We start from the raw sequence: 12,197 nt of genomic DNA, 5'->3' as shown, positions 1-12,197 counted from the left end.
TCCTGGGCGGGAACAGGAGCAGAAGTGAATTCAGGGGTCCGTAACGCAACATTTGTGCTCTTGTTGGATTGTGATTTAGGCCCTACAGTCGCAGAGATCACAACGGCACTCATGCCCACACCTTAAGGTGGAAGACCATGTCTCACACATCAGCAGCCCGGCCGCAGTTCAGCCACGCCCGGGCCCGCCGCGCCGGATTCGCGGCCTTCGTCGGCACCGCCATTGAGTGGTACGACTTCTACATCTACGCCACGGCCGCGGCCCTGGTGTTCGGCCCGCTCTTCTTCCCGGAAGCGGACCGGATGACCGGCATCGCCGCCGCCTTCGCCACCTACGCGGTCGGGTTCTTCATGCGCCCGCTGGGCGGCATCATCTTCGGCCACATCGGCGACAAGTTCGGCCGGAGGCCCTCGCTGGTGATCACGCTGCTGATCATGGGCCTGTCCACCGTGTTTGTGGGCCTGCTGCCCACCCACGAGAACATCGGCTCCTGGGCCGCCGTCATGCTGGTGGTGCTCCGCGCACTGCAGGGCCTGGCCGTGGGCGGCGAGTGGGGCGGCGCCGTCCTGATGGCGGTGGAGCACGCGCCGGAGAAGCACAAGACCTTCTACGGCGGCTTCGCGCAGCTGGGCAACCCGGCCGGCGCGCTGGGCGCCACCCTGATCTTCGCCTACCTGTCCGGGATCAGCGACACGTTCCTGGTGGACGGCGGCTGGCGCATCCCGTTCCTGCTCTCCGTGGTGCTGATCGGCGTGGGCTTCTGGGTCCGCTACCGGGTGGAGGAATCCCCGGTCTTCGAGGAGAAGGTCGAAGGCAAGGTCCAGACCCTGCCGCTGAAGCACGCGCTGGTCACCAACTGGAAGCCGATCCTGATCGGCATCGGCCTGCTGCCCATCTCCACCGGCGGCTACTACCTGGCCACCACCTTCGCCACCGCCTACGGCACCGACCCGTCGGTTGGCCTGAGCGAAACCATGATCCTCAACGCGCTGTCCGTGGCCGCCCTGGTCGAGCTCATCTGCACCCTGGGCGTCGCCTGGCTGGGCGATCGGTGGGGCCGCAAGCGGGTCATGTTCGTGGGCCTGGTGGGCTCGATTGTGCTCATCGTCCCGCAGTTCCTGCTGATGTCCACCGGGCCCGAATGGCTGATCTTCCTGGCGTTCGCCGCGATGCGCCTGGTCATGACCGCCACCTACGCGCCGACCGCGACCATCCTGTCCCAGCTGTTCCGGGCGCAGGCCCGCTACACCAGCATCTCGCTGGCCTACGGGATGGCCAACGCCATCTGGGCGGCCCTCTCGCCGCTGACCGCGACCTTCCTGTACAGCAGCACCGGCAGTATCTGGCCCGTCCTCATCATGTTCGGCGCCATGGGCGTGCTGAGCATCGTCTGCCTGGCGATCGCTCCCCAGCACCGCGACGAGGACGAATACGACGACGCCGACTTAGCCGAAGGCGCCGACGCAGCACACACGAACAACAGCAACACCAACCTGGAGGCCTTCCGGTGAGGAAACTCAAGACATTCGACGCTCCCGCGACCAGCTTCATCCCACAGCTGATCACGGCCGCAACCATCCACACCATGGATGAGGAGCGCCCGACGGCGGAGGCCATGCTCGTGCACGACGGCTACCTGCTCGCCGTGGGCACCGAGGCACAGTGCCGCGCCGCCGCCGTCAACCTCGGCCTGCCCGACCCGAAGGAACACAACGCCGGCGGGGCCACCATCGTGCCGGGCTTCATCGACGCGCACGCGCACCCGCTGATGTACGGGCAGCTGAAGACCTGGGTGGACTGCGGGCCGGAACGCGCCGGCAGCATCCCCGAGATCGTGGCGCTGCTGAAGGAACGGGCGGCCGAGACCCCCAACGGCCTGCCCGTGCGCGGCTTCGGCTACGAGCACACCAACCTGGTGGAGGGCCGCCACCCCACCCGGCAGGAGCTCGACGAGGTCGCCACCGACCGCGAGGTGTACCTGATGAACGCCTCCGGGCACGGCGGCGTGGTGAACTCCTACACCTTCGAGCTGCACGGCGTCACCAAGGACACCCCCAACCCGGCCGGCGGCGAGTTCTTCCGCGACGCTTCGGGTGAGCTGACTGGCGAGCTCTCCGACGCCGCCTGCAACATCCTCACCGGGCTCGAGGGCGTGAAGATCGGCCACCACGGCCCGAACTTCCACCTCGCCGACGCCTCCGAGGAGCACCTGCGCCAGCTGCAGATCGCCCAGGAGAACTTCCTGGCCGGCGGCGTCACCACCATCGGCGACGCCCAGGTGTCCCGGCGCGAGTTCGACATGTACTTGCGCATGGCGGAGGAAAACCAGCTCAAGTTCAGGGTCAGCATGTACCTGCTCTCGCACCTGCTGGACGAGGCCGCGGAGATGGGCCTGCACGGCCAGTTCGGCAACGCGCGGCTCAGCTTCGCAGGCTTCAAGTTCTACGCCGACGGCACCTTGGGCGGCTGGACCGCATACTTCCCGGACGGCTACGTCGGGGACCCCTGCCGCACCGGGCAGCTCTACCACGACCCGGCCGACTACGCCGCCCTGATTTCCAAGGCGCACCGGCTGGGCCTGCAGACCGCCACCCACGCGCAGTCCCCGACGGCCCTGGAGATGGTCATCTCGGCCATCGAGGCCGCGCAGGAGGAACGTCCCGACACCGATGCCCGGCACCGGATCGAACACTGCGGACTGCCCACGCTGGAGCAGATCGACCGGATGGCCGCCGCGGGCATCCACCCCGTGAACCAGCCGCAGCACTACTACAACTGGGGCGAGGGCGTGAAGGAAGCCGTCGGCACCCCGGGCGAGCGCTTCAACCCGCTGGGCGAGTTCGTGGCAGCCGGCGTGCCGGTGACCATCAGTTCCGATGCCCCCGTGGCCGAGCCCAAGCCGCTCGAAGCCATCCAGGCCGCCACCAACCGCATCACCCGCTCCGGCGTCCGGCTCGGTTCGGACTCGCTGCTCATCACCGCGCACCAGGCGCTGGCGGCACACACGATCAACGCCGCCCACACGCTGGGCCGCGAGGACGACCTCGGCTCGCTGACCGCGGGCAAACGGGCCGACTTCGTGGTCCTGGCCGGCGACCCGCTGGCAGTGGACGCCGCCGAGATCTCCGACATCCAGGTTTTGGAAACCTGGGTGGACGGCATCCAGCGCTTCGCGGCCGACCGTCCTGTACTCCGCACGGAAGAGGTCCAGCATGTCTGAGCACAACCCGACGGCCACCCCCACCGTCACGCTGCCCGAGGGGGTCGTCGCCGATAACACCGGCCTGGCCGTCATGACGGTCCTGCGGAACTACGGCATCGACACCATCTTCGGCATCCCCGGCACGCACAACCTGGAGTTCTACCGCCACTTGGCGCCGCTGGGCATCCGCCCGGTGACCACCCGGCACGAACAGGGTGCCGGCTACGCCGCCGACGGCTGGGCACAGCAGACCGGCCTGCCCGGCGTCGTCATTACGACGTCGGGGCCCGGCCTGCTCAATGCGCTCTCCGCCGCGGGCACCGCCTATTGCGAGTCCCGGCCGCTGATCATCCTCTCGCCGGGCGTGCCCGAGGGCGAAGAGTTTGCCGACATCGGCTCGCTGCACGAGACGAAGGACGCCACGGCGGCCGTCGGCGCGATCGTCGAATGGTCGCGCCGCGTCACCTCCGCCACCGAGGCGGTGCAGGGCATCCACGACGCCTTCGAACTCTTCCGCTACGGGCGCCCGCGGCCGGTGCACATCGAGGTACCGCTCAACGTGCTCGAGGGCCCGAGCGACTGCCCGGCGGATCTGTTGCAGGCTTCGCCCCAGCGGGAGCCGGCGGGAGCGTCCGCCCAGGCCATCCGGCATGCCGCCCAGCTGCTGGCCGAGTCGCGCCGGCCGGTGCTGCTGGCCGGCGGCGGTTCGCTGCGTGCCGGCAGCAACCTGCTGCAGCTGGCCGAAGTGCTGGACGCCCCCGTGGTGACCACGCTCAACGGCAAGGGCGCCATCCCGGAGTCGCATCCGCTCTCGCTGGGCTCGGACATCCGGCTTCCCGCCGCGCAGCAGCTCTGCGAGGAGGCCGACGTCCTGCTGGTCATCGGTTCCAAGGTCGGCGAGGCCGAACTGTGGTTCAACCAGCTGCAGCCCAGCGGCACGGTGATCCGGGTGGACATCCTGCCCGGTCAGATGGCCAAGAACATCGCGGCCGACGTTCCGCTGGTCGGTGACAGCGCCGCCGTCGTGCCCCAACTGCTCGCCGCCCTGCAGGACCAGCCCGACGGCGGTGTGCCGCCGCGGGCGGAGAGCGGCGCCGACCGCGCGGCGCGGCTGCGTCCGGGGTTGCGCGACGCCGCCCGGGCGCTGTCCCCGGAGTTCGCAGCGCTGGCCGAACAGGTGGCGGCCGCCGTGCCGGCGTCGACCATTATCGGCGGCGACTCCTCCCAGGCCACCTACCTGGGCACGGCCAGCTTCGTGCCGCAGGACCAGCCGCACTCGCTGCTCTACACCCCGGCCTACGCCACGCTCGGCTACGGGCTGCCGGCGTCGATCGGCGCCCGCATCGGCGCGCCGGACCGCCCGGTGGTCTGCGTTGTGGGCGACGGCGCGCTGATGTTTGCGGTACAGGAACTCGTCACCGCCGTCGAACAGCGGCTGGACCTGGTGGTGGTGTGCGCCGACAACGGCGGCTACGGCGAGATCCGCCAGAACGAGCTGGACCGCGGCATCGAGCCCGTGGGCGTGGAGCTCGTGCAGCCGGACTGGGCCGCCCTGGCCACCGCCTTCGGCGGCACCGGCCGGCGGATCCACGACGCCGCCGAGCTGGCGCCGGCCATCCGCCAGGCGCTGGCCGACGGCGGAGTTCAGCTCATCCATGTCCCCGCGCAGCTGTTCGCGCAGGACGGCGAGGCATGACGGGAAACCCGCGCGTCGTGATCACCGACGCCGAGGACCTCGACTACTCCGTCGCCCTGGAGCTGCTGGCCGAGGCCGGCATCGAGGCGCAATACCTCAACACCCGGGACCGCGGCGCCATCCTCGACGCCGCGGCGGGGTGCGAGGGGATCATCCTCGGCTACGCCACCTTGGACGCCGAGATGATCGCCGCGATGCCGAACCTGAAGGCCGTTGCCACCATGTCGGCGGGCTTCGACATGGTCGACCTGGAGGCGGCGGCCGCCCGGAACATCACGGTGTGCAACGTGCCTTCGGTGGCCACCCGCGACGTAGCCACGCACGCCTTCGCGGGCATGCTCTCGCTCATCCGCGAGCTCCCGCGCTCCCAGGCGGCCACCCGGCGCGGGGACTGGACGGGGGAGGGGATCCCGGTGCCGCCGCGGATCAGCGAGCTGACCCTGGGACTCGTCGGGTTCGGGCGCATCGCCCAGTACCTGGCGGGCCTCGCGGCCCCGGTCTTCGGGTCCGTCATCGCCTACGACCCCTTCGTTCCCGACGAGGCCTGGCCGGCGGACGTGCGCCGCGGCGAGCTCGCCGAGGTTCTGGCGGCGTCGAACGTGGTCAGCCTGCACACTCCGCTCACCGAAGAAACCCGGAACCTGCTCGACGCCGGGAACCTCGCCATCCTGCCGGCGGGCAGCTATGTGGTGAACGTGTCGCGCGGCGCGCTCGTCGACGAACAGGCGCTCTGTGCCGCCCTGGACTCCGGCCACATCGCCGGGGCCATGCTGGACGTGCTCTCGGAGGAACCGGCCCCGGCCGACCATCCGCTGGTGGTCCACCCGTCGGCGATCGTCACGCCCCACGCGGCGTACCGCAGCAACGTCTCGCTGCGCGAATACGTGGCGCTGCCGGCCCGGAACATCATCGCCTGCCTTCAGGGCCGGCAGCCGGAGACCCCGATCGCCGCGGCATCCCTGTCCCTCGCCCAGGCGGCCGGGTAACTCCAGGCTCGCTGAACACACAACGGCGCCCGGTCTGCATCAGCAGGCCGGGCGCCGTTCGCGCATTATGTAGGGGCAGGCACACGGGTCTCGCTTTGGTGGTGTATTCGAGGGTGGGACATTAGCTGCCCCGTCAATTCGCGCCGCGCAACACTCGACCGCCTGGGTCGCTGCGCGGCTGTAGAGCTAATTCGAGTGCTTTATCGCCCAATGTCTCCCGCGGCGGAGCGCTTGAGAAGACGGTGCCGCTGGTCGACGTCCGTGGCCAGATCGATACAGGTCCATGCCAGGGCGAGGGCGCCGTCGCGCACTGCGAGATCTCCCGCCCGGGATGCAGCAAAGTCCGCGAAATTAGCACTATGAATAGGCGGGCAATCGTCGCCGAGTCCGATCATGGGATGGATTGTCGGGTAGCACTGCGACACGTTACCCATGTCCGTTGACCCGCCCAAGACAGTGGCCTCGGCAGGGATTCTGCCCAGCATCCCGGCATTGGCGCGGTAAAAACCGGCCAAGTCGTCGTCGGTCTGCAGGCTGTCGAAGTCGTGACCTACCTGGTCAATCGTTAGCCGACTCCCTGTTGCCACCGCTCCTGCCTCGAGGCATCGGTGCAGGACATTTGTTACCTGTTGCAGTGACTCCATCGACTCGGCACGGACCATCCATTCCCCGGTAGCCAGGTCCGGTATGACATTCGGCGCCGAACCGGCGTTGATAACGTAGCCGTGAATTTGTTGGTCCGGCTGCAACTGCTGCCGGGCGAGGCCTATGGCCGTGAGGGCGATGGTTATGGCATCCAGCGCGTTCACGCCATCGTAGGGCGCCGCCGAGGCATGAGCGCTTTGTCCGCTGAAAGTAGCCGTGTACCCGGAGCATGCGTACGGCCGCATCGCTAACTCATCCTGCGCGTACGGGTGAACCATCATGGCAGCATGCGTGCCGTCGAAGTCGCCTTGCTTTAGCAGGATGATCTTGCCGCCCACAGTCTCTTCAGCGGGCGTTCCAAGCAGCCGGACGGTGATGCCGAGCTCGTCCGCCAGCGGCGCCAGCCCTGTAAACGCTCCTAGTGCTGCCGCTGCGATGATGTTGTGTCCGCAGGCGTGGCCGATGCCGGGCAACGCATCATACTCGGCGCAGATGGTGAGAACGAGCTCTCCTGAGCCGGCCTCGGCCCGGACTGCTGTCGGTAGTTCGCCCAAGCCATGCTGCACGCGTGACTGGGCGACTGCTTCCAGCTCATCGACCAACCAGGCGGAGGCCTTTACCTCCTCGAGGCCAAGCTCCGGGTTCCCATGCAGCCGATGACTAAAGTCCACAATCCGATTCAGCCTCTGAATTATTGCCGACTCAGCGCGCTTCTTAAAGGTCTCTACCGTGGTCATGGCGGGGCGCCTCAGAGACATTCATTAATGGCGATGCCCAGGCGGCGGATTGCCTCGCGCAGCCGTTCCGGCGTCTCAAACGAGAACGCTATGCGCAGTTGGTTGTTGCCTGACCCGTCCGAATAGAAGGCGCTGCCCGGAACAAAAACAACCTGATGGGCGACTGCCCGGTGCATGACGTCCTCACCGGAAATGCCAGGCGGCAGGGTCACCCAGGTGAAGAAACCGCCAGTAGGTACAGTCCAATTAGTGCCTGGGGGCATGAAATCGGCCAAAGCTTCCATCGTGGTGGCGCAGCGGTCCCGGTAGAGGCCCACCGCGTTGTCCAAAGTTTGTCGCCAATCAGTCCGCGTCAGGTACTCCTCAACGAGCATTTGGCTGAGGACCGAGGGGCAGATGGTGGTCGCTTCTGAAGCCAGCTGCAATTGTCGGCGCACATCATCAGGCACTACTGCCCATCCCAAGCGAATTCCTGGCGAGAAGGTTTTTGAAAAGGAGCCGAGGTAGAACACGTTGTCCGGATCCAATTGATGAAGGCTTGGCAGGTGCCGGCCATCGAAGCTGAGCATGCCGTAGGGGTTATCTTCAATGATGGCGATGCCGGCATCCCTGCAAATGCGGACCACCTCAGCCCTGCGGCCGGCGGCAAGGGTGACTCCCGAAGGGTTATGGAAGTTGGGGATGGTGTACAACAACTTAATGCGCTTGTCCTCGAGCATGAGCTCATCGATCTTCCGCTCCAGCTCGGCGGGGATCAAGCCGTCACTGTCCATAGGGACGTGCGCTACTGACGCTTGGAGTCCATCAAAGACGCTGATGGCGCCTACATAGGTGGGCCCCTCCGCGAGGATTACGTCGCCGGGATCGCAGAACAGTTTGACCAGTAGTTCAAGCGCCATCTGGGATCCTGCGGTGATCTGCACATTTGTTGGCCGAGCACTGTTGCCTTCGGCCTGCATGACCAAACAAACGAGCTGCTGTAGTTCCTCGGTACCCCCGCCTCCGCCGTACTGGAGCGCCTCAAGGCCCTGAACGCGAAGCAACTCTGCTGCCGTGTCCGCGATCCCAGCTAGCGGCAGGACGCTGAGATCCGGATTGCCGCCTGCCAGCGAGATCATCCCGGGTTGCATTGAGAGGTCGAAGACCTCGCGCACCGGCGACGGTTTATAACCGGAGGCACGAGCGGCGAACAGGGCCGACACTCCGGTTGAAGACGTAAAGGAGCTGGTAGTCATAAACTTCCTCGTTCCACTGGCTTTGATCTTTTGGAAAATCGTTGGTGGCGCGTTCGTCAGCCCCTGGTCGAAGCTGCTGGTTCCCAGCTGGAGGTATCGACCCCGAGTTCAGACGATGCGAAGCGAAAGAGGAGCCTGCGCATATTTTCGGGGCTGCTGCCGTAGGTGCCGTTGACAGTCTGGACAGCGAGGCCGTCGACCACGGCGAGCAGGAGTTGCGCCGTGTCCTCGGGCTCATGCACCAGCTTGATGCTGCCTTCGGCTGCTGCTTCCTGCAAGACATCCAAGAAGAACTTCCGCCACAGCTCAAGAAGCGTATTGACTTCCCGCCGCATCACCGGGTCCTTGTGTGATGCCGCATAGAGCTCGAGCCAGAATCCCCACGCGTCAGCGAACGATTTGTCGCCTTCCACTGAGAAGGTCAATAGATCCCGGATTTTGGCCAGGGCGTTGGTTCCACGCGCCGCAATTTCGCGCCACTCCTCCTCGGATTCGCGGATTCGATGATCGATGGACGCCAGAATGAGGCGTTCCCGCGTGCGGAAGTAATGCTGGATCATGCCGATGCTGAAGCCCGAAGCTTCGGAAACCGCCGCAAAGGAACAGCCGTCTACTCCGCAGGAGGAAATGATGGCAGCCGTGTGATTGACGATGGCAAGTCGGCGCTCTGCGATCGCTTCCTCTGTAACAGCATGCTTCTTTCTGGATCCCACTGGTGCACTCCTCTTGCCTGTACTTCTGCTGGTGCCAGTCCCGCACCGCGCAACTTTTCGATCGACCCTTGACAGTGATGTGCGTCACTTCAATAATAAGTGCAACATATTGAAGTTATCAACACTGCTCAACTCATTCCGCCTATGGAAGGCACATCATGCATACGATCTTCAGGAATTCCTGCCTAACGGTCGCCGCCCTCTCACTCTTGGCCGGCGTCACGGCCTGCACCAACACCGAGAGCACGGCAACAACTGACGGCGAAGGCCCGAGCACGGCTGCGGAACCCATCCTGGGGGAGGGCGGGCAGGATACCGCCCAAGCGGTGCAGGAAGACCCTGCCGTGAGCGCATTGGTTCCGCAGGACCTCAAAGACCGGGGGACCATGGACCTGGTCACCGACCCGACCTACGCGCCGATTGACTTCACGGACGATGCGGGCAACATCGTCGGCCTCGAACCGGACATGGCCTTGGCCGTCGCCAAGAAGATGGGGCTGGACATCACCATCAACAAGGGTGACTTCAACGGCATCCTCGCTGGCATCCAGGCAGGCCGATACGACGCGTCCTGGGCTGCCTTCTCCATCACGCCGGAACGGCAGGAGCTGGTCACCATGGTGAGTTACATGCAGAGTGGCACTTCTGTCATGGTCAAGAAGGACAACCCGGACGACATCGCGGGAGTGCTGGACCTCTGCGGGAAGACGGTAGCCGCCCAAACGGGCACCACCCAGGCGCTCAACGTATTGCCCGACTTCCAGGCGGAATGCAAGAGCGCAGGCAAGGAAGAGATTACCGAGCTGGTGCTGCCGCAGCAGGACAACGTGAACCAAGCAGTGGCTACCGGCCGCGCCGCCGCAATGGCGGCTGACGTTGCGCTGGTCGCCTACTATTCCCAGTTGCAGCCCGACGTTTTCATGGCGGTCGAGGACATTCTTGTCGAACCGACGCTGGCCGGAGTCGTTGTGAACAAGAAAGACGAGGAGCTGGCGGACGCTTTCCAGGCCGCCATCGACTCGTTGATTGCCGACGGCACCTACGCGGACATCCTTGACGCTTGGAACCTGGGCAACACAGCCGTGGAAAAGTCCGAAATCAACCCCTCCTAGTGATCCGGACACACAAGAAAGGCCAGGTCTCAGGCGCCATGAGCACGGAACGAACAAGGAAGCTTCCGGCCGATGCCTCCCCGGGCCCGGCAGTCGACTATCTCGCACTCAGCGGCAGGCCCGTGCTGCGACGGAAGCGCCCGGGGCAGCTGGTGGCAATCATCGTCGTCGGACTTTGTTTGCTCATTGCAGCCATAACGCTTGTCACCAACCCGGGTTTCGGATGGGACGTCGTGGCGCGCTACTTCTTCGACACGCGTATCCTCGGCGGCCTGGCGACTACATTGCAGCTGACCTTCATCGCCATGCTCATCGGTTTCGTCGTCGGGTTGCTGGTGGCGGTGATGCGGATGAGCGACAACTGGCTGATCGCCGGTGTCGCCGGGGCCTACGTGTGGTTCTTCCGTGGAACTCCCCTGCTGGTCCAACTGTTGTTCTGGGGCTTCGCCGCGGCACTGTTTCCCACCATCGGCATTGGGATCCCCTTCATTGGTCCGAATTTCATCGAATGGAACACCAACGACGTCATCTCACTCATGACCGCAGCTATCCTCGGCCTCGGCCTTAACGAGGGCGCCTACATGGCGGAGATCGTCCGCGCCGGGCTGCTCAGCGTGCCGCAGGGTCAGACCGAGGCCAGCCGGTCCATGGGCTTCAGCAAAATGGCTACGCTCTGGTACGTCGTCATCCCGCAGGCCATGAAGGTCATCATCCCGCCCGTAGGAAACAACGTGATCTCGATGCTCAAAACTACGTCGCTGGTCATCGTTATCGGCGTAGGTGATCTGCTTTACAACGCCCAGCAGATTTATGCCCAGAACCTGCGTCAGATCCCCTTGCTGATCGTCGCCAGCATCTGGTACCTCCTGCTGACAACCATCCTGTCCTACTTCCAGGGCAAGCTGGAAAAGCGCTATTCCAAAGGCAACTTCCTCGTTGCCGGAAAGGCAGCCCGCTGATGGCAACAGTCGAATTCCTCAACGTGCACAAGAGCTTCGGCGACGTGGAGGTGCTCAAGGGAATCAATCTCAAGGTTCAGCCGCAGCAGGTGGTCTGCCTGATTGGGCCATCAGGTTCCGGCAAATCCACCCTCCTGCGGTGTGTCAATCATCTGGAGATGACCAATGCGGGCGCCATTCTGGTCGACGGCCGCATGATCGGCTACGACGTCAAAGGCGACCAACTGGTGGAAGCGCGGCAGGCCGAGATCAACAAGCGCCGTTCCAAGATCGGCATGGTTTTCCAAAACTTCAACCTTTTCGGCCACATGACTGCTCTCGAAAACGTCATGCACGGCCCGCTGAAGCTTCTCAAGACGCCGCGGGCCCAAGCCGAGGCCAAGGCCCGCGATCTGTTGGGCACAGTAGGTTTGGCGGACAAAGCCGAAAACTTCCCATCCCAGCTTTCCGGCGGCCAGCAGCAGCGTGTAGCCATTGCCCGTGCACTCTCCATGGACCCGGACGTCATGCTTTTCGACGAACCTACCTCCGCATTGGATCCCGAGCTCGTGGGAGAGGTGCTGGAGGTCATGAAGAAACTCGCGCGTGCCGGTATGACCATGATCGTGGTGACGCATGAGATGGGCTTTGCACGTGAAGTGGCGGACGTCGTCGCCTTCATGGATAACGGCGTCATCGTGGAGATGGGAACGCCCGACGACGTGCTGCTGCATCCGCAGCATGAACGAACGCGCAGCTTCCTGGCCCGCGTCTCCTAGTGTGGCGCGGACCGCAGGTTGGCGCCAAACAGATTAAGCGAAACTCCCCACCGGTCGATAGCGTCCGGTGCTCCCGACAAGTGTCTCGGCCGCCGGATAAGCCGCTCCGATGCCCGGCAGCCAAGGTGCGCACCGCACTCTGAGGGCAAGCACC

General features: G+C 65.0%; 10 protein-coding genes. 7 read left to right on the top strand and 3 right to left on the bottom strand.

Annotation, left to right across the window (positions count from 1 at the left end; genetic code table 11):
* The first annotated feature begins 137 nt into the window (after positions 1 to 137).
* Genes AC5RUK_RS10105 through AC5RUK_RS10090 form a run of 4 tightly spaced genes read left to right on the top strand, consistent with a single transcriptional unit; the run spans position 138 to position 5,884 of the window.
* Positions 138 to 1,511, top strand: coding sequence for an MFS transporter (locus AC5RUK_RS10105; RefSeq protein ID WP_493988646.1), 1,374 nt, complete (start codon positions 138 to 140; stop codon positions 1,509 to 1,511).
* Positions 1,508 to 3,220 (top strand): amidohydrolase, encoded by a 1,713-nt coding sequence (locus AC5RUK_RS10100; protein WP_494152091.1) that lies wholly within the window; start codon positions 1,508 to 1,510, stop codon positions 3,218 to 3,220. Before AC5RUK_RS10105 ends, AC5RUK_RS10100 begins: the two co-directional genes overlap by 4 nt.
* Positions 3,213 to 4,898, top strand: coding sequence for a thiamine pyrophosphate-binding protein (locus tag AC5RUK_RS10095; protein WP_494152090.1), 1,686 nt, complete (start codon positions 3,213 to 3,215; stop codon positions 4,896 to 4,898). Before AC5RUK_RS10100 ends, AC5RUK_RS10095 begins: the two co-directional genes overlap by 8 nt.
* Positions 4,895 to 5,884, top strand: coding sequence for a C-terminal binding protein (locus tag AC5RUK_RS10090; protein WP_494152089.1), 990 nt, complete (start codon positions 4,895 to 4,897; stop codon positions 5,882 to 5,884). Before AC5RUK_RS10095 ends, AC5RUK_RS10090 begins: the two co-directional genes overlap by 4 nt.
* 200 nt (positions 5,885 to 6,084) lie before the next feature.
* Here the strand turns inward: AC5RUK_RS10090 and AC5RUK_RS10085 are convergent, their stop codons facing one another.
* Genes AC5RUK_RS10085 through AC5RUK_RS10075 form a run of 3 tightly spaced genes read right to left on the bottom strand, consistent with a single transcriptional unit; the run spans position 6,085 to position 9,214 of the window.
* Positions 6,085 to 7,266, bottom strand: a complete 1,182-nt coding sequence (locus tag AC5RUK_RS10085) for a M20 family metallopeptidase (RefSeq protein WP_494152088.1) — start codon at positions 7,264 to 7,266, stop codon at positions 6,085 to 6,087.
* A gap of 11 nt (positions 7,267 to 7,277) precedes the next feature.
* The gene (locus AC5RUK_RS10080; RefSeq protein WP_494152087.1) at positions 7,278 to 8,501 is read right to left on the bottom strand and encodes an aminotransferase-like domain-containing protein; all 1,224 of its coding nucleotides are present in this window, start codon (positions 8,499 to 8,501) and stop codon (positions 7,278 to 7,280) included.
* Positions 8,502 to 8,557: 56 nt separating this feature from the next.
* Complete coding sequence (locus tag AC5RUK_RS10075; RefSeq protein ID WP_494152086.1) at positions 8,558 to 9,214, bottom strand: TetR/AcrR family transcriptional regulator; 657 nt, start codon at positions 9,212 to 9,214, stop codon at positions 8,558 to 8,560.
* A gap of 158 nt (positions 9,215 to 9,372) precedes the next feature.
* Between AC5RUK_RS10075 and AC5RUK_RS10070 the strand changes: the two genes are divergently transcribed.
* Genes AC5RUK_RS10070 through AC5RUK_RS10060 form a run of 3 tightly spaced genes read left to right on the top strand, consistent with a single transcriptional unit; the run spans position 9,373 to position 12,043 of the window.
* The gene (locus AC5RUK_RS10070) at positions 9,373 to 10,326 is read left to right on the top strand and encodes an ABC transporter substrate-binding protein (protein WP_494152085.1); all 954 of its coding nucleotides are present in this window, start codon (positions 9,373 to 9,375) and stop codon (positions 10,324 to 10,326) included.
* A 38-nt stretch (positions 10,327 to 10,364) separates the two neighbouring features.
* On the top strand, positions 10,365 to 11,285 hold the full coding sequence (locus AC5RUK_RS10065) for an amino acid ABC transporter permease (RefSeq protein ID WP_494152084.1): 921 nt from the start codon (positions 10,365 to 10,367) through the stop codon (positions 11,283 to 11,285).
* Positions 11,285 to 12,043, top strand: coding sequence for an amino acid ABC transporter ATP-binding protein (locus tag AC5RUK_RS10060; protein ID WP_493988655.1), 759 nt, complete (start codon positions 11,285 to 11,287; stop codon positions 12,041 to 12,043). The genes AC5RUK_RS10065 and AC5RUK_RS10060 overlap by 1 nt, the downstream gene beginning before the upstream one ends.
* The last annotated feature ends 154 nt before the right edge of the window (positions 12,044 to 12,197 follow it).

Source organism: Arthrobacter sp. Y3223065 (assembly GCF_059090885.1).
The sequence above is the reverse complement of the archived record's forward strand: the minus strand, read 5'-3'. Positions and strand labels throughout refer to the sequence as shown.